This window comes from Gemella sp. (assembly GCF_057272915.1).
In genome coordinates this window covers 138,408-157,256 of record NZ_DBHIUF010000002.1, presented here as the reverse complement: position 1 = coordinate 157,256, position 18,849 = coordinate 138,408, and the positions used below count along the sequence as shown (strand labels likewise).

The window sequence follows — 18,849 nt, the reverse complement described above, 5'->3', positions numbered from 1 at the left end:
TGTTATATTAGATCCTATCATCTATTTGTCCTAGTGTCAATACACTTACTCATTATTCTAATTAACAATATTTAAAAATCCACAAAAAAGGGAGTGACTCAAAAATCGCGATTTCGTAGAAATCGATTTTTCAGAGTCACCCCCGCACAGTTTATTAGATATCTAAAAAGCTTTTATAAAGCGAATTTAGATATCAATAAACCACTGCGTCTATGAATTTTCATATAAACCTTGTTAAAATTTAGGACTTTTGGGTCAGCCCCAATAATCTTATTAAATACAAAATTTGATAAATTAATATTCATTCAAACAATTTTATAAACCTTTTTTGAACTTTATCACAGGTATAACCGATATGTTCATAGAATTTATGTGCTTCTTCACGCTTTAAGGCAGAATTTAATCTAATAAAACTAATACTATTTTCTACAGCATATTGTTCTAGGCTTTTCATAAGTTTCTTACCTATTCCTCTACCTTGAAAATCAAGGTTAACAGCGAGCCCTAGAATATTTAATCCTAGATCACTATAGAAACTTTCATACATTTGAGCATGAACAAATCCTATAATCTTCCTTGTATTCTCATCTTCATAACCGATAATAATATGTTGTTTCTTGTCATTAGTTAGTTGCTCTATTTGTCTTTTCACATTTTCAACATCTACATCATAACCTAATGCTACTTTACAAATTTCTGCTACTTCTTGTGCATCTTCTATATTTATTTCTCTAAACATATACTCACCTTCTGATTTTATCAAATATTATTTAACGTGCAACTTACTGCAACTTAAATTCTATTATCTACTTCGCAATTTCTATTAAAGCTTGTTTTACTAAATCAAATTCTCTAGTACGAAGAGTTCTCATATCAAAGATAAGCTCGTTATCTTTAATACGTGTAATGATTGGAATTTCTACTTCTAATAAGCGACGTTCAATATCTGTCGCACTTAATCTTGGGTGCTCTAATTTTACTACAACACTATCTAGATAGCTTGCTGGATAGCTTCCTCCACCTACTTCTGCTTTGTCTTCAGCTATTGTAATCTTGAAGTCTAGGTCACTAAGTCTTGTTTTAAATACGTTTGCTTTAGCAAATAAACGTTCTTTTGATAATGAAATCATATGAAGTGTTGGAATGTGTTCTAACGCTTCTTTTTCATCTAGATATAATTTCAATGTAGCTTCTAGAGCTGCTAGAGTCATCTTATCTACACGTAATGCTCGAGTAAGTTGGTTCTTCTTCATTTGTTCAATATATTCTTTTTTACCAACGATAATACCTGCCTGTGGACCTCCAAGAAGTTTATCACCACTAAATGTTACGATATCAATACCACTATCTAGAACCTCTTTTACAGTTGGTTCATAAGGTAAGCCAAATCTAGAGAAATCAACAAACTGACCACTTCCTAAGTCATTTATAGATACCAGTTCATTTTCACGAGCAAGATAAGAAATTTCTTCATTAGATACTTCTTTAGTGAATCCTACAATCTTATAGTTACTAGTATGAACTTTTAGTAACGCCCCTGTGTTGTCAGTAATTGCGTTCTCGTAGTCTTTTAAGTGTGTTTTATTAGTAGTCCCTACTTCGACAGGAGTACCACCACTTAATTTAATAATCTCAGGAATTCTAAATGCTCCACCGATTTCTACTAGTTCTCCACGAGAAACTACTATTTCTTTATCTTTAACTAGAGTATTTAATGTTAATAATACCGCCGCTGCGTTGTTGTTAACTACAAGTACATCTTCTGCACCTGTTAATTTTTTGATAATATCAATAAGATGAACATAACGACTACCGCGTTTTTTATTATCAATATCAAACTCAAGATTAGAATAGTTAAAAGCTACACTTTCAATGTTTTCTTTAATCTTCTGACTTAGTAAACTACGTCCTAAATTTGTATGTAAAATTGTTCCAGTTGCATTAATAACTCGTCGTAAAGAATTTTTATCTTCACTCTTCACTATTTGTTTAACTTCTTCTACAATTTTTTCTAAACTTGGAACTTCATGTAGTTCTTCGTTTAATATTTCTTGTTTAATTCCATCAATATAGCTTTTAATAGCTGATTTTACTCCTACTTCTGTATGTTCTTGAATTAACGTTTTAATTTCATCTAATAATAAAATCTTATTTATTGCAGGAATTTGTGATAATAATTGTTTTGACATAATATTTCTCCTAAATTTCTTTTGCTAATGTTTTTATAGCGTTAATAGCGTAGTCTACTTCCTCATCTGTATTCATGCTTGAGAATGAGAACCTTACTATCCCTTGTTCTTTTGTTCCTAGTACCTCATGCATTAGCGGTGCACAATGTGCTCCAGGCCTAACTGCAATATCATATTCTTCAGCAAGAACATCTGCAACGTCTGAGGCTGATATTCCTTTGAAGTTTAATGCTACTACCGCAGTACGATCTTTTGTAAAATCCCCATAAAACTCTAAACATTCCAAGTCTTTTAATTCATTATAGAATCTATTCGCAAAGTCGATTTGTTTTTTATAAAGATTTTCAATGCCATGCTTATTTATATATTTTATTCCCTCATGTAAACCTAGGATTCCGGAAGTATTCAAAGTACCCGCTTCTAAGCGTAGTGGATATTCCCCAGGGTGCTTTTCATCGAATGTTCTAACACCACTTCCACCGACTTTAAATCTCTTAATCTCTGGTTCTTTAAGTCTCACACATAGACCACCGATTCCTTGTGGCCCATATAAACTTTTGTGTCCAGTAAAGCATAATACATCTATTCCCAATTCATCCATATTAATAGGTACTACTCCTGCTGTTTGCGAAGCATCTACAACTGAAATAATATTATGTCTTTTACAAATATCCGCAACTTTTTCTAAATCTACTATACTTCCTGTTACGTTAGAACTATGTGTAATAGCAATCATTTTAGTATTAGGTTTAATAGCTTTTTCTAGTTCATCATAATCGATTAATCCTGTTTTACCAGCTTTAACAATAGTATATTCACAACCTATTGTTTCATGTGCTAAATATATCGGTCTTAAAACCGAATTATGCTCCATAGAAGTCGTAATAACGTGATCTTCTTTTTCCAATAATCCTAAAATCGCAATATTTAAGCTTTCTGTAGAATTACTAGTAAAGACAACCCTATCTTCTTTCTTCATACCGAAAAATTTTGCAACATCACTTCTCGCTTCAAAAACTTCACGGAATGCATTATTTGCTTCATAATAACTACCTCTCGAAGCATTAGCATACTTTGCCGATGACAATACCTCATAGACTTTATCAGCTACTTCTTTTGGTTTTTTCAGCGATGTCGCACCATAATCAAAATAATAACTCATATTACTTACCCTGTCTAAGTTATAAACAACCTAGCTCCCTTCAATATTTATTTCTTAACTAAAACTCTATAATTTTCTAAGCGTCTTGTTATGCCAATTTTATCCATATACTCTAAAATGGCCATAGAGTACTTTCTACTAGAACCTGTCATGTCTCTAAATTCTGCAAGTCCAATTTGATCATTAGTTTTAAAATGATTTTCTACTTTTTTAACAGCATCTTTAAATACTTTTTCATGTAAAACTAAATCAGCATCTAATCTTACTATCGTATTATCTATAAGAGATTCTAACAACTCAACTTTTGGTTTTTCACCATTTGTTAGTTCTTTAACACTTGGAGGTGTGAAGCCACCATCTAGTAATGCTTTTTCAATTCTTTCTTTTTCTGCCAGTTGTTTCTTATCATAATTAACTACGAAATCTTTTTCTGCAACTAAATTACCTTCTAGGCGAATTTCGTTATTTAGTATGAATAAGTCTAATAACTCTAGCATTTCTTTTTGAGAGATTTTAAACTTAGAAAGTACTTCAATCTTAGGAATACCTACTTTTAATTTATATCTATTGTGATAGTCACTTAATAATTTCTTCAGTTTTTCTAACACTTCATCATATTTTTTCTTATGAATATAACCTAATTTTGTTTCATAGATTGTAGTGCTTTCTACCAATTGTGTTAGTGACTCCTCAACCTCTTCTTTAGGAAGTTGAAGTTCTTTTAAAATATTCTCTTTAGAATTTAAGTAATCAGTATGCGATAATAAATAGTTAGCAATTAAATCTGTTGTATTACCTTCAAGCTGAACTTTCAGTTTTTCTAAGATTTCTTCGTTAAATCTACTATGTTTTTTAGGATTAGCATCTAATATTACCCCTCCACCTATTGTAATCATAGGTGAGTATGTACGGATAATAAATTTATCATAGTTTTTAACAGCAATTTCTTCTTCAAGTCGAAGTTGCGCAAAACTACTTTCTCCAGCTTTTAATAAATCTGTTCCAAGCGGTACAACACGCGCCATTACTTCCTCAGTACCGATATAAACACGTACTCTATCCCATAATTCAAGATTTGCTCTCTCATCATTTATTAGTTTGATTTCAGTATCAAGCATGTATGTCTTTGTTAATGAACCTGCAATGGCTAATGTATCACCACGTTTCACATCATCAAACTTAATATTCGCTAAGTTTATAGCTGTTCTTTGACCTGCATAGGCAGTTTCTACATCTTTTGAGTGAACTTGAATATTCCTAACTTTTGCTTTTACTTCTTTTGGATAAATTACTAATTCATCCCCTACATTTATAACACCTTCTGTAAGAGTCCCCGTTACAACTGTTCCAAATCCTTTTACTTGGAATGAACGGTCGATGTTAATTCTAGCATTTTTCTCGACATTTTTTGCTGCGATATCTTCTGTTTTCTTATCGATTGTAGCTAATAATGTATCAAGTCCTTTTTTACTAATTGAATCAACTTCAATTATTGGAGAATTTTCAAGAACTGTACCTGAGATAAATTCTTGGATATCTTCTTTTACTAATTCTCTATATTCTTCTTCAACTAAATCTATTTTCGTCATTACGATAATATAATTTTCTATCCCTAATAACGTTAAAATATCAATATGTTCTTTAGTCTGTGGCATAATTCCTTCTCTAGAATCAACTAATAGTAAAACTAAGTTTATACCACTAACTCCAGCAAGCATATTTTTAATAAATCTCTCATGACCAGGAACATCAACAACTCCACATCTTTTCCCACTCGGTAGATCAAAATATGCGAACCCAAGGTTAATAGACATCCCCCTGTCTTTTTCTTCTTGAGTAGTATCTGTCTCAATTCCGCTCAGTGCCTTTATCAACGTAGTCTTACCGTGGTCGATATGCCCCGCCGTACCTATAATTACATTGTTATTCATATATTTCACCTTTACACTATATTAAGAATAGAGATTATTTAAGAAAATTAAATCAAACATTTTAAACTTTCTCTATGTTAATCTCTATTCAAAATTTTATTTAATTTTATAATCTTCTAATTTTTTTATTACTCTCTTGATTCCAGTTTTTTTAGAATAGTATAGTCCACGATATTCAATATTTTCTTCTTGTAACATTCTTACAATGTTATCAAAATTATCCCACGCTGTTTTTAACATAAAACCACATCCTACACTTATTGATGGATGCGTAGGAATTAATGATGCTGCAAGTTTTCTTTCTAAACAAATGTTATCAGCCTTTATCGAATCATGCGTACTATTAAAAACAATTAAACCTTCTTCCACGCTATTTCCTCCTATGGTTGAATTACTTTGTTCGCTTTTCTCATATCTTCTACGATGAAGTACATGTTTGTTGGATTACCAACTGCTAAGTCAATCTTATGATAGTCGATACATGCCCCACAACAAACTATTTCCACACCAGCGTCTTCTAGTGTTTTTAATTCTTCAATTACATGACTACGAGTTTTATCTACTAAAACTCCTCCATTATTGTAGAAAATAATTTTTTTAGGTAATACTTCTTGTTCCCCTAAAGCATATAGATAAGCTTTTATTAATCTTTTACCTAGCTCTTCACTACCATGTCCCATTTGATCTTTGTTAATTACTACAATGTAGCTATCATCCTTAACAACTGGAGCAGCTTCTAATTGCGGTGCTTCTTCTTTAGTAATTTCTACTCTAAAGCCACCTTCAATATCAGAAACTTTAAATTCATAACTATTTTTATCGGCAAATTTTCTAAGACTTTCAACGCTGTCTTCAGTTTTTACTAATAACGTGACTTTTGTTTCTTCTTCTAATACACGTATAGCTTGAGTCACAGGCACAACACATGTATCACATAATGTATCAACAACTACACCCTCAGTAACCTCTCCTTTAGAGATTGTAACGATATATTTATCTTTTGCTTCCTCTTTTACCGCAAAGTTATATCCTAATTGAGTCGCCATTTTTTCTAAATTTTGTGTAGCAATAACGTTATCTACAATTGTTTCGACTACGTCATTATCCACTAATAATTTTTTTGTTTGAATAACTGGCATTGGACAAGCTAAACCTTGTGCGTCTAAAATTTCTTTTTTCATACTTATATTCTCCTTTTATAACAGTTCTATTTAACGATAACTGCTTTTTCTTGTTTTTCTATAACTTTTCCTACGATAGCACTCTTAATTTCAAGAGTATTAAGTTTTTCTAATAATTCATGTGCTTCATTCTCTGGTAAACTTATTAATAACCCACCTGAAGTTTGTGGATCATACATAATTTCTTCTAATGCAAAGTCTTTTACTTGATATTCTACATTCGGCTCGACAAACGTTCTGTTTAATTGTCCTCCTGCAGTAATAACAAATTCATTGGCACATTTATATGCTTCTTCAATATACGGAATGTCTTTTGTATATACTTCTGCAGAATGTTTACCATCTAACATCTCTACAAGATGCCCTAAGAAACCAAATCCTGTAATATCTGTACAACTATTTACATTGAAATCTTTCATCATTTGAGCAGAGTATTTATTAAGTGTTGTCATTTGTTTAACACTTTGAGCAAATGCTTCTTCAGAACACTCTTTAACCATATGAGCTGTATTAATAATACTTACACCTAAAGGTTTTGTTACTATTAGTAAATCCCCTACTTTACAATTGTTATTTTGTAATATTTTATCAGGATGAACAACTCCTGTTACTGATAAACCATATTTTGGTGTAGCATCATGGATAGAGTGCCCTCCAGCAAGAACTCCCCCTGCTTCATGAACTTTCTCAGCTCCACCTTTTAATATTTGATGTAATATTTCTAAGTCCATATTTTCTGGGAAGGCAACGATGTTTAATGCTGAAATAACTTCCCCACCCATTGCATACACATCACTTAGCGCATTAGTAGCTGCAATTTGACCATATAAATATGGATCATTAATCATTGTTGTGAAGAAATCTAAAGTTTGAATAATCGCCTTATCTTCAGATATTTTATAAACGGCTGCATCATCTGAAGATTCATATCCTACTATTAAATTTTTATCTTCTTTTTTAGGAAGGTCTCTTAATATATCTGATAAGGCCCCCGGCCCTATTTTCGAGTTTCACCCTCCACAAACTATCATATTCATTTTTTTCTCTGACATATTTACCTCCTGTGTTATAATACTACTTACCTATAATTATACTACTTAACATCATTTTTTGAAAGCATTATTTAGTTTTTTAATGTAAAAACAGACAACTAACTTAGAATCAATTTCATCTGTTAGTTGCCTATAATTTTTATATTTTATCTTATAAAACTCACGTGTACATAATCATAGTGGTTAGCAGTTACACCACCACGATCCGGCATTAAATTCCATGTATTTGCCGGTCCATAAATATTATGTTGTGGCATGTAGAATCTTTGTTTCCAGATAACATAGTATACGCCAAGTTCTTTCATATTTTTAGTTATATATTCGGAAAATTCGTCACCTTTAGCTGACCCTGCTGGTACCATGAAATCTACAGACATTCCAGTATTGTGTCCGTGACCTGTCCCATCATCATCTCCAGCTCTGAACATTGAAAAGCTTGTGATTTCAAACTTTTTAGCTAATACTACTTTCATTTTCTTAGTATGATCTGTTAAACCATTCATCGCTGGATCTGCTAGCTCTGCAGCTGTTACTTCTGGTAATCCATTTTTTTCTGCTTCTTGTTTTACTTTCGCTTCTGCTTCTTGTTTTGCTTTCGCCTCCGCTTCTTGTTTTACTTTCGCCTCCGCTTCTTGTTTTACTTTCGCTTCTACTTCTTGTTTTACTTTCGCTTCTGCTTCTTGTTTTACTTTCGCTTCTGCTTCTTGTTTTGCTTTCGCCTCCGCTTCTTGTTTTACTTTCGCCTCCGCTTCTTGTTTTACTTTCGCTTCTACTTCTTGTTTTACTTTCGCTTCTGCTTCTTGTTTTACTTTCGCTTCTGCTTCTTGTTTTGCTTTCGCCTCCGCTTCTTGTTTTACTTTCGTTTCTGCTTCTTGTTTTACTTTCGCTTCCACTTCTTGTAATCTTTCTTCTGCAGACATTTCTTTTTTATCTATAAGCTGATCAAGTGTTGGATTAGTAATATTCATTTTAGTTATCTGCATTATTGGTTGTGCATTATCCTCAACTTCTACATCATAGCGTACTGTTATATTAAATGTATGATTGCCTACATTAACAACATTTTTTACAGTTTCTTTTATGACACCTGTATGTGGTAATTTTTTAGTTGGCACATCCGCATTAATATCAATTTCATATTCTACGACCTCTCCTGCTTTGATATTATCTTTTTTAAACAAGTAGTCTTTTTTATTTTCAGTAGTTATTCTTGCTACTACATTTTTTACATCTCTATCAGTTGTAAGTTGGACATAATAACGTCCATTTTTCTCTACAATATTAGATTTTACACTTTTTACGTTTACATTCGAAGCAATATTATCGATCTCATTAGCAACTGTGACTGTTCCTGATGCACCAATTAATAACGCTAATCCAGTTACCTGTTATTCTTCTCTTCCTCATTGATTTTCTCCTATGACTTTATTATTTGTCTATTATACATAAATCACATATCTAATTCAACATGATTTCTAATTTGTAATATTGACTGCTTCTATATTACATAAAGGTTATAGAGGATTTCATAACTTACTAAAGCTATAACTTTATGTTAACACTCTTAACTTATTTAAAAAACATGCTACATGATTAATTTTTCTATATTATAAATAACAAATTTGTAATATAAAAAGCTAACTAAGAACAATGTCTAAGTTAGCTTCTTATTTTATTATTTTACTGGATTTCCATTTAAATAAACTGTAGTGGTACCGTCTAAATATTTCCCTTCTTTTGGCGAAGTTCCGTTGAACGCTCCATTTGAGCTTTGGTGTTGTACAAGATACACTTGACCATTTTTTATAGTTACTCCTACTCCTACATCTTTAGCAGTTGCATCTAATAATGTATTTCTGTGTCCGTATGGATATTTAGCTACTACATTTCCAATTTCTTTAAATAAAATATCAAATAAATGTTGAGCAATTTGGTCAGGCGTTCCATAATCTCCTGATATAGCAACATTCGCTAGAATTGAACCATTATATCCCGCTGCTCTTGCCGCATCTTTTTCATATTGAATTGACCCATTTGGTCCGTGGATATTACCATCTATCGCACGAGTTGGTACATCAGCACTTCTTCTTTGTGAAGAAGCGTTTAACGCTGCATTTGGTGTTAAAGCTGGTAATCCATTTATTTGTCTTAATTTTACAACTTTATCCAAAAATGCTTGCTTTATTTGTTCTTCTCTAGTAGCTGCCACAGGTGGGGCTGGTGTATCAACTTTTTTCGGATCAACTTTTACTACATCCTTTGGCGCTGGTGTATTTGTCATCACCGTGTTTACCGGAGTCACTGGTACCGTTGCCACAGGTGTATTAGCCACTAAATTCGTCGGGTTAGCCGATGGTTTGGTACCTTCAGGTGTATTTGGTTTCACTGTTGATGGTTCATTAGTTTTTGGTGCCTCAGCTGGTTTTGTTGTTTTCTCTACAGGTTCTGCTGGAGTTGGAGCTGTTTTCTTAGTTAAATCAGCTATACTTGGAACATTTGTTGGCACTTCATTTTCTTCTACTTTTATCTCATTTTTAAGGTTATTATTAACTCTTTGTTGAGCTTTCACCTCATCTGTTGCGATTTCATAACGAACAGTAATTTTGAATGTGTGACCACTTACCTTATTTACTGTAGTAAATGACTCTGCCTTAACAGTTGCTGTGTGAGGTAGTTTTCTAGTAGGAACTTGTGCATTTAAATCTAATTCTACTACAACCTCTTCACCGGCTTTAATAATATCTCTTTTAATTAAAAATTCAGCTTTATTTTCAGTTGTAATACGAACTACTACATTAGCTACCTCTTTATCTGCTACTAACTTAGCATAGAAGTGCCCTTCTTTTTCATAAACACTCGCTTTTACATTCTTCACATTTACATCTACAGCTGCAGGTTGAACATCAACAGCCTTAGTTGGAAGAGCTGTTACCCCTGACAATAACACAAGACCTGTTAACACTTTACTAGTCACTTTCAATCCTTGTTTTTTCATTTGATATTTTTCTCCTTATTAATACTCTTTAATAATTGCTTCTCCTATATTATAATTCATCTTCTTATTCACAATCAATAGATTTTCCATTTTGTAATACAAAATACATTTTGTAACAATTTAGAAATATTAAAAAATCCTAAATTACTTTATTTTTATTATTTACTTAAAATTCTTACCTCAAACTAGAAACACTTTAAACTCTTAATATCCTTATTAAATCAACTTTTTCTAGTTTTGAACCTTAAATATATACTAAAACTAAATTTAAAGTATATTTAAGGTTCAATCAGTATAATTATCATATAACTAGTAAATAGTTATAAACTTCATAAACTTTCCTTTTCTATAAGAGACCGAGACAAATGTGCTCGGTTTTTTTTGACTTAAACTAAAAAGATGAACAGATATAGTCTCTATCTATACCTGCTCATCTTTTATTTTTTATAAATGTCTTCTTCTAATATTGGACTTTGTTTTATCGTTAAACTATTTTCATCTATTACTACTATGTTTAACTTTCCTCCATAGACACAACCACCATCTATATTAAATCTATTTTCTTTTTTATCATAATATGGTTCTTGTTTTACAGGACTATGTCCATGAAATACTATTTTATTGTATTTGTCATTACTGCTTAAAAATGGTTCCCTTATCCAAATCATATCTCTATGTGTTTGATTCCAGAAATTTTTATTAAAATCTACTCCGGCATGAATAAAATAATATTCTGAGCTCTCATATCTTGTAGGGAGACTTTTTATCCATTTTCTTAAAGATTTATACTCTTGTGCAAATTTTCTAAAGTATATTCCTCTAGTTTCTTCGGTTGCTTCTGGATAAAATGATTGTAATGTCGTTAAGCCACTATTTCTAAAGTAATGATCCTGTCTTGCTGACACCCCCCCTCCATATATCGCTTCTTTTATTGCTAAATTAAACATATCTTCATGATTTCCTAATAGCACAACATGATTAGAATTTTCTTTTTGCAAATTATAAAAAAATTCCCAAACTAACTTAGTATTTTTTCCTCTATCACACATGTCCCCTAAACAAATTAGTTTGTCAGAACACCTGTTAAAATTCACTTCATCCAGTAATTTTTTCATTGTATAAAAACTTCCATGAATATCAGAAATTACAATTGTTCTCATAAAAACACCTACTTTTTTTGTTTCTTCTTTTTATAATAAATGAAAAAAACTATCTTGTAAATAGTAATATCACAATATTACTGATACCCTTTTCAATTTTTATATATTTTTATTAAAATTACTCTAGGATATCATTTTAAATTTAACTTTTCACGTGATATAATGTTAGTAAATTATCCAGAAAGGAGCAGCATATGGAAAATAACTTGCTTTGTTTTAAAAGTACATCTAATCTTACTGCTCTCTCTTTACCAAAAATTTATAAAGAGGGATTTTTCACAGAAGATGGTGTTTGGACAAAATTAACAATCATAAAAGGTAAAATGAAATTTGCTTTTCTTAATTTAGAAAATGACATTATCAGTCAATATCCACTCAATCCTAAAAGTAATCTTGAGCTTATCAAGCCCCTTAGTGTTTTTAAAATTACACCTGCTTCTACAGATTTACAATTTCAGTTAGAGTATTATTGTTCACGTGAGGATTATTTCTTTAATAAATATAATTTAAATCCTGCTCATTTAGAGATTGTTAATGCCGTAAAGTATATTGAACCATGTAAAACATTAGATCTCGGCGCTGGAAAAGGTAGGAATTCGCTATATCTTTCATCATTAAACTTTAATGTTACGGCAATAGATTACAATGCCGATTTTTTACATGAATTAGCTGATATTTCTATTAAAGAAAAATTAAATCTTACTGTGTTTAAATATGATATAACTGAAGCGAACATAAAAAACACCTATGATTTCATATTCTCTACGGATGTTTTTATGTATCTAAACCCAACAAGAATACAAAGTGTTATCGGCAACATAAAAAAACAAACACATGATAAAGGATACAACTTAATAATCAGCGCATTAAATGCAACAAAACATGGTTGTCCTCTTACTCCCTTTCCATTTACTTTTATGGAAAATGAACTGAAAGAATATTATAATGACTGGAAAATTCTTAAATATAAAGAAAATATTGAGGCTACCCCTTATCCATATGCTATGATTCTTGCTCAAAAGGTATCAAAATAAAACTAAACGGGGCTGCCCTAGAAGTCCTAAATTTTAACAAGGTTTATATGAAACCTCATAGACGCAGTGGTTTATTGATATCTAAATTCGCTTTATAAAAGCTTTTTAGACATCTAATAAACTGCGTGGGGGGACTCGACAAAATCTTGTTTCTTTGAAATCACGATTTTTGAGTCACCCCCACTTTCTTCTATTCAATATTTTCTCTAATATCTTTTTGATACCAAACTATATCATACCAACGATTAAATTTATAACCTACTTTCTCAAAGTGAGCTACTTTTCTAAATCCTCTTTTTTCATGGAAAGAAATACTCCCTTCATCTGGATAGGCGATACATGATGTCAATCTACATATTCCTCTGTCATAAAGTTGTTTTTCAAGTTCAGAATACAACTTCTCTCCAACACCTTTACCACGAGCTTTCTCATCTAAATAGATTGTAATCTCAGCTGTCCATTTGTACGCATCTTTTGGATAAAACTCACTAGCATAGGCGTACCCTAGTATGTCATTTCCTTCTGTTGCTACTAAAAATGGATATCTTTGTATAGCTTTCGAAATCTTCTCTTCAAACTCATGTACACTCGGCACAGTATAATCAAAGGTAATTGCCGTATGTTCTACATAAGGTCTATATATATTCACTAATTTCTCGGTATCTTCTAATTCAACCGTTCTAATGTTTATCATGATTTTCTCCTTAAATACTTTCTCTTACAAAATAATAATTGCCTTAGTAGCTTCTTCTTGTTGCGCTCCTCTAAATCCATGTCCAGCTCCTGGAATTTCTTTCAATTTAGCATCTTTAAAAGTTTCTATAGCTCGACGCGAATAACTTATCGGTGCAACATTATCGCTTGTTCCTTGTACAATAAGAACTTTCCCATCATAATTCTTCATATCATTATAAACATCGTAGACTAATGATTTCTCAAAATAAGCTTTTCCTACTTCAGTTCCTCTGTGATTATAAACTTCTGGAATATCTGATACTGATTTGAACAATTCTCGTGCATCATCAAATAATACAAACGCTGGGAATACTAATATTAATCCTTTTATCTCTTCCTTAAGTTTGGCACCCTCAATAGTAGATACGACTCCACCTTGGCTCTGACCTAATAAAAAAATATTATTTTTATCTACAAAGTTTTGATTTTTTAGTGTATTTACTACTACGTCAAGATCATCAACTTCTGTAAATACAGATATTTTTAAAGTGTCATTTCCACTTCGACTATTTTTATTCCCACTCATAAAATCAAATGAGTAAACTACATATCCTTCTTTCGCTAAACTCTGAGCGTAATAATCTTGTCGTTCAGTATTACCTCCAAAACCATGAGAAGCAATTATTGTCGGTAGTTTTTGTTCCTTATAATTTTTTTGTGCCGTTATGTATCCGTATATTTTCTTCCCTTGACCTTCGGAATAAAGTTCTTCTTTAACTATATTACTCGTATCGATATTTGAAGTATTTACTGATGAGTTTTCCACAAGACTATTTCCTCTATCTTGTTGATTATTTTTTGGAGAAAATTGTGATTTTACTCCAAAAGCTACTGCTACTATAGCAACTAATGCCACTATTCCTATTATTATTTTTTTAAAATTCATTTATCCTTCTTTCTTGTATCTAACTTAATATTAGTACATATCCTATTTTACCCTATTAAAGATCATCTTTCTTGATTTTATCTAATAAAGCCGTACATCCTTTAGTTACATCATTGAAGGTTGTTTTGAAATCTCCTGTATACCACGGATCATCGATAATTCTATCTTCTCCAGCGTATTCTAATAATTTTTTTACCTCTCCTGTTTCTCTACCTGCAATAAATTTTTTAATATTTTCTATATTGCTGTCATCCATTCCTACGATATAATCTGCATCTAAATCATTATCGTTTAGAATACGAGAATACATTCCTTCTACCCCGATACCAACTTTAGCAAGTTCTTTTCTAGTTCCACTGTGAACAGGATTACCGTGTTCCCAACTACTTGTTGCAGCTGAATCAATTAGGATTTTTTCACTTAAACCTTCTTTTTCTACCATATCTCTAAATATTGCTTCTGCCATAGGTGAGCGACAGATATTTCCTAAACAGACAAATAACACTTTTACCATTTTTTCAATACCTCACTTATATTTATTATCCATCTTATTATACCACAAAGAGATTAATTCAACATAATAAAGACAAGGGGTTGACCCAAAAGACCTAAATTTTAACAACGTGTATATGAGAACTCATAGACGCAGTGGTTTATTGATATCTAAAATCGCTTTAGAAAAGCTTTTTAGATATCTAATAAACTGTGCGGGGGTGCCTCGACAAAATCACGATTTTTGAGTCACTCCCATTGTTTTATTTTTATATTTTACATGATATAATGAAGTTAAACTTAACCGTTAGTAAGGAGATTAATATGACAAAAAACTTAGTATGCTATAAACGATTACCACTTTGGACAGCCGTAACACTTCCTAAACCATTTAGGCAAAAACACAATACTAGAAAAGATGTTTGGGCAAAATTAACTATTCTTAATGGAAAACTCCAATTTACAGAATTAACTGAAGATAATGAAGTTGTGAAGGAGCATATATTTACACCTGAGAGTAATATTCCATTCGTGGAACCTCAAGCGTGGCACCGTGTTGCACCGTTATCTGATGATTTAGAATGTTTCTTAGAGTTTTACTGCGAACCTAAAAATTATTTCAAAAACAAATACGATATTAATCCTGCTCACTCTGAAGTAGTAGAAGCCTTGGAGACTATTAAACCTTGTAAAACATTGGACTTAGGATCTGGTCAGGGGCGTAATGCTTTATTCCTTTCTAAACTTGGTTTTGAAGTCACTGCAGTAGATAATAATATTCCCGCTTTAGAATTTTTAATGGAAACATCAAAAATTGAAAATTTAGATATTAAAATAGGAAGCTATGATATAAATACAGCAGCTCTTAGAAATACTTATGATTTCATCTTTTCAACAGTAGTTTTAATGTTTATCGAAGAAGAATCTATACCTAATGTTATTAAAAATATGCAAGACCAAACTAATATAGGTGGTTATAATCTAATAGTTGCAGCAATGTCTACTGATGATGCACCTTGTCCACTTCCCTTCCCTTTCACTTTTAAAGAAAATGAACTTAAAGAATATTACAAAGACTGGGAATTTATTAAATATAATGAGGATTTTGGACAACTTCATAAGACTGATGCTAATGGTAATAGGTTTAAACTACGTTTTGCTACTATGCTAGCTAAAAAAATTAAATAATTTATTTATAAGCTACTTTTTTGACACCGTTATCAACTCATGTTATAATTTTTACAAATCATTAAAACATTTGGGGTGCTTTTTGCTGAGAATATACCCATAGAACCTGATGTTGTTAGTACAACCGTAGGAAAATGTTTATTTTTAATCAAGTCTATTTTAAAGTATATATATAATTTAAAAATACCTCTTGTTGTTTTAATGAATACAAATAACAGGAGGTTTTTCTTATGAAAAAATGGTCTACAAAGGACATAATTATTATAGCCTTAATAGGTTTCTTATTCGGAGGGATATTCCTTGCAACAAGCTTGGTTTACGTTCCATTAAAAGCTGCTCTTGGAGCAGTAGGGTACGCACCTTTTGCTAACTCAATTTTATTTGGATTATGGGTTATGGCTGGTCCAGTTGCTGCAGTACTTATTCAAAAACCAGGTAGTGCTACACTTGGAGAAGTTCTAGGAGCATTAGCTGAAATGCTATATGGTTCATACTTTGGTGCTGCTGTTCTTGTTTCAGGTTTAGTGCAAGGAGTGGGTTCTGAGGTTGGTTTCTTAGCTACAAGATACAAACGCTACGATACATTTTCACTATTTCTTTCTGCAGTGGGTATTACACTATTTAGCTTCGCTTATAAATATTTCCAAGCTGGATACGAAGCATTTTCTGTAAGTATGATTTTAGCGATTCTACTAGTACGTTTTATTTCTGTATTCTTCTTTGGAGTTATCTGTGTTAAACTAATCTTGAATATAGTAAATAAAGTACAAAACAGCGGTAGTAAATAATGAATATCATAGAAATCGATAATTTTTCTTTGAAAATTAAAGATAAAATCTTATTTGATAACGTTAGTTTAAAAATAAAAGAACATAGTTGGTTAGTTTTAACTGGAAATATTGGTAGTGGTAAGTCTACCCTACTTCGTACTATTTGTAAATTAAATAAAAAACATTATGAAGGAGTAATTACTTACAAAGGGAAAAATATTGTTGATATTCCTATGCAAGAACACCTTAAAAATATTGGCTATGTCATGCAACATGCGATTAATCAATTTGTTATGCCTACCTTAGAAGAAGAAATAATATTTGCATTAGAAAACCTATGTCTAGAACCACAGGTTATTAACGAAAAACTGGATTATGCTTTATCTATTACAAATACTCGTGAAATTTCTACAAAACATATCCATACATTGTCTGGAGGAGAACGTCAACGAGCTGCTTTTGCAGTAGCATTAGCTATGGGAAGTGAAGTTTTAATTTTAGATGAACCTTTTGCAAATGTCGATAAGAAGACTCGTAATTCTCTACTAACTCTTCTAAAAGACTTAAACAACCATGGTGTGACTATAATCGTCTGCGATCATGAGTACCAACTATATTTAGACTATGCTGATACCTTTACTTATCTTTCTGATGGGAATTTAGAGTTAGTAACAAATCCAACTTCTAAAAATTCTAATGTGAAATTGTGCAACAACACTCACTCTGAACAAATTTTAAGACTAGAAAATATTTCAATTCAACAAGGAAAAAAAGAATTATTAAATGTCGATGATTTTCATATATTTAAAGGCATTACCACTTTGACGGGAGATAATGGAACAGGAAAAACAACATTATTACATGCTATTTCACAATTAAAAAAATATGATGGAAATATATTCTTTAACGAGACAAAAGTAAAGAAATCAAGAAAACTATATAAAAAAATAAGTACTTGTTTACAAGATGCCTTTCAACAGTTTATTAGCTTGATGCCTCGTGAAGAGATTTCAATGCAAAAAGATATTTGGGGGCACGCTCCATTATGGCAAGAGAGACTTTTAAAAGAATTTGATTTAGAAAAAGAACTCGATAAAAGCCTCTATTATTATAGCGGTGGCCAACGAAAACTTATTCAACTTATGTGTTTACTGAGCCAGAAAACCGAGTTGCTACTATTAGATGAACCTTTTACCCATCTTGATGAAAGAGCATGCTCATTTATAATGGATTGGATTGAAGAAAATAAAAGACTTGCTGGACAATCATTTATTATTGTAAGCCATAGACTGGAACCACTAAATAATAAGAGTGATTATCATATTGAAATTTCAGAGAATACGCTACATTATGTAAAGGAGAATTATTATTATGCAGAAGAAAATAATTAGTCCTACTCTAGCATTAATAGTATTATTATTAACTATTTGGATTTCATTTAGTAAATTATTAGTTTTAAATTTTATGATTATTGGTGTAACAATTCTCTATTTTTGTCTATCAAGATACTGGAAAAAGCTACTGTATTTCGTCCTAGTACCGCTGTTACCCGCATTGGGTTCTGCTTGGGCTATTATTGTTCATAGTTCTAATTATAAATTTGCTCTATTAATTTTTTCTAGGACATATAGTTTTGCAGCTTTAGGATTAATCACCGCAACATATATTTCACTTGTAGAACTACTAAAATACTTTGAACAACATGGGTTATCTTCAAATATAGTATACGGACTCTTAGTAGTTATTCAAGCTTTACCAAGAATACAATATGAAACACAAATGATTACAAAATCTAGTCGTCTTCGAGGGGTTTTCTTACCATTTTGGTCACCATATTACTATGCTAAAGCTATATTCATCGCGTTAACTTGGCAACCTCAAATTTCTGAGGCGATGACAGTTCATGCCTATGAAGACTTCAAAGCTCGAACACATTATAATAAATATTCTGTTGATAAAAATAAAAGTATAATTATTTTAGTACTCTTCCTATTTATCTCAATTTCTTTATTAATCATAAATAAATAAAATGATGCCATCATGGATAAAATCCATGATGGCATTACTATATTCA

Annotated in this window: 18 protein-coding genes and 1 riboswitch; of the genes, 5 read left to right on the top strand and 13 right to left on the bottom strand. The window is 31.4% G+C overall.

Going from position 1 to position 18,849, the window contains the following annotated elements:
- Window positions 1-301 precede the first annotated feature (301 nt).
- The 10 genes from ACO6OL_RS01665 to ACO6OL_RS01620 all read right to left on the bottom strand — a co-directional run bounded on the left by ACO6OL_RS01665 (window position 302) and on the right by ACO6OL_RS01620 (window position 11,670).
- Window positions 302-739 carry a GNAT family N-acetyltransferase gene (locus ACO6OL_RS01665; RefSeq protein ID WP_314160568.1) on the bottom strand — a complete coding sequence of 146 codons (438 nt, stop codon included), beginning with the start codon at window positions 737-739 and terminating at the stop codon, window positions 302-304.
- Window positions 740-806: 67 nt separating this feature from the next.
- The gene (gene selA, locus ACO6OL_RS01660) at window positions 807-2,189 is read right to left on the bottom strand and encodes an L-seryl-tRNA(Sec) selenium transferase (RefSeq protein ID WP_314160569.1); all 1,383 of its coding nucleotides are present in this window, start codon (window positions 2,187-2,189) and stop codon (window positions 807-809) included.
- Between the two features lie 10 nt (window positions 2,190-2,199).
- Entirely contained in the window at window positions 2,200-3,351 is a 1,152-nt protein-coding gene (locus ACO6OL_RS01655; RefSeq protein ID WP_314160570.1) for an aminotransferase class V-fold PLP-dependent enzyme, read from the bottom strand.
- Between the two features lie 47 nt (window positions 3,352-3,398).
- Window positions 3,399-5,282, bottom strand: coding sequence for a selenocysteine-specific translation elongation factor (gene selB / locus ACO6OL_RS01650; RefSeq protein WP_485501912.1), 1,884 nt, complete (start codon window positions 5,280-5,282; stop codon window positions 3,399-3,401).
- Window positions 5,283-5,378: 96 nt separating this feature from the next.
- Entirely contained in the window at window positions 5,379-5,651 is a 273-nt protein-coding gene (locus ACO6OL_RS01645) for a putative Se/S carrier protein (protein WP_485501911.1), read from the bottom strand.
- Window positions 5,652-5,662: 11 nt separating this feature from the next.
- Window positions 5,663-6,463 (bottom strand): sulfurtransferase-like selenium metabolism protein YedF, encoded by an 801-nt coding sequence (gene yedF / locus ACO6OL_RS01640; protein WP_485501910.1) that lies wholly within the window; start codon window positions 6,461-6,463, stop codon window positions 5,663-5,665.
- A gap of 26 nt (window positions 6,464-6,489) precedes the next feature.
- Window positions 6,490-7,464 carry a selenide, water dikinase SelD gene (gene selD, locus ACO6OL_RS01635; protein WP_399536002.1) on the bottom strand — a complete coding sequence of 325 codons (975 nt, stop codon included), beginning with the start codon at window positions 7,462-7,464 and terminating at the stop codon, window positions 6,490-6,492.
- A 197-nt stretch (window positions 7,465-7,661) separates the two neighbouring features.
- The gene (tolA, locus tag ACO6OL_RS01630; RefSeq protein WP_485501909.1) at window positions 7,662-8,696 is read right to left on the bottom strand and encodes a cell envelope integrity protein TolA; all 1,035 of its coding nucleotides are present in this window, start codon (window positions 8,694-8,696) and stop codon (window positions 7,662-7,664) included.
- A gap of 494 nt (window positions 8,697-9,190) precedes the next feature.
- The gene (locus ACO6OL_RS01625; protein ID WP_485501908.1) at window positions 9,191-10,510 is read right to left on the bottom strand and encodes a CAP domain-containing protein; all 1,320 of its coding nucleotides are present in this window, start codon (window positions 10,508-10,510) and stop codon (window positions 9,191-9,193) included.
- A 437-nt stretch (window positions 10,511-10,947) separates the two neighbouring features.
- Entirely contained in the window at window positions 10,948-11,670 is a 723-nt protein-coding gene (locus ACO6OL_RS01620) for a metallophosphoesterase (RefSeq protein WP_485501907.1), read from the bottom strand.
- A gap of 194 nt (window positions 11,671-11,864) precedes the next feature.
- On the opposite strand from ACO6OL_RS01620, the gene tehB (ACO6OL_RS01615) reads away from it, so the two are divergent.
- Window positions 11,865-12,704, top strand: a complete 840-nt coding sequence (gene tehB / locus ACO6OL_RS01615; RefSeq protein ID WP_485501906.1) for an SAM-dependent methyltransferase TehB — start codon at window positions 11,865-11,867, stop codon at window positions 12,702-12,704.
- Between the two features lie 190 nt (window positions 12,705-12,894).
- On the opposite strand, the gene ACO6OL_RS01610 is transcribed toward tehB (ACO6OL_RS01615), so the two are convergent.
- The 3 genes from ACO6OL_RS01610 to ACO6OL_RS01600 are packed head-to-tail and all read right to left on the bottom strand — an operon-like array spanning window position 12,895 to window position 14,839.
- On the bottom strand, window positions 12,895-13,398 hold the full coding sequence (locus ACO6OL_RS01610) for a GNAT family N-acetyltransferase (RefSeq protein WP_485501905.1): 504 nt from the start codon (window positions 13,396-13,398) through the stop codon (window positions 12,895-12,897).
- 24 nt (window positions 13,399-13,422) lie between these two features.
- Window positions 13,423-14,325: an alpha/beta hydrolase family protein gene (locus tag ACO6OL_RS01605; RefSeq protein ID WP_485501904.1), complete on the bottom strand. Its 903-nt coding sequence runs from the start codon at window positions 14,323-14,325 to the stop codon at window positions 13,423-13,425.
- A 55-nt stretch (window positions 14,326-14,380) separates the two neighbouring features.
- A complete protein-coding gene (locus ACO6OL_RS01600) occupies window positions 14,381-14,839 on the bottom strand; it encodes a low molecular weight protein-tyrosine-phosphatase (RefSeq protein ID WP_485501903.1) in 459 nt (152 codons plus the stop codon).
- Between the two features lie 302 nt (window positions 14,840-15,141).
- Here ACO6OL_RS01600 and tehB (ACO6OL_RS01595) point away from each other — a divergent pair, with 302 nt between their 5' ends.
- From tehB (ACO6OL_RS01595) to ACO6OL_RS01580, 4 genes are all read left to right on the top strand, one after another.
- Entirely contained in the window at window positions 15,142-16,005 is an 864-nt protein-coding gene (gene tehB / locus ACO6OL_RS01595) for an SAM-dependent methyltransferase TehB (protein ID WP_314160581.1), read from the top strand.
- Window positions 16,006-16,066: 61 nt separating this feature from the next.
- Window positions 16,067-16,155, top strand: a riboswitch (TPP riboswitch).
- An 80-nt stretch (window positions 16,156-16,235) separates the two neighbouring features.
- Window positions 16,236-16,793 carry an ECF transporter S component gene (locus ACO6OL_RS01590; RefSeq protein ID WP_485501902.1) on the top strand — a complete coding sequence of 186 codons (558 nt, stop codon included), beginning with the start codon at window positions 16,236-16,238 and terminating at the stop codon, window positions 16,791-16,793.
- A complete protein-coding gene (locus ACO6OL_RS01585) occupies window positions 16,793-18,166 on the top strand; it encodes an ABC transporter ATP-binding protein (protein WP_485501901.1) in 1,374 nt (457 codons plus the stop codon). Before ACO6OL_RS01590 ends, ACO6OL_RS01585 begins: the two co-directional genes overlap by 1 nt.
- On the top strand, window positions 18,147-18,803 hold the full coding sequence (locus tag ACO6OL_RS01580; protein ID WP_485501900.1) for an energy-coupling factor transporter transmembrane component T family protein: 657 nt from the start codon (window positions 18,147-18,149) through the stop codon (window positions 18,801-18,803). Before ACO6OL_RS01585 ends, ACO6OL_RS01580 begins: the two co-directional genes overlap by 20 nt.
- Window positions 18,804-18,849: the final 46 nt, after the last annotated feature.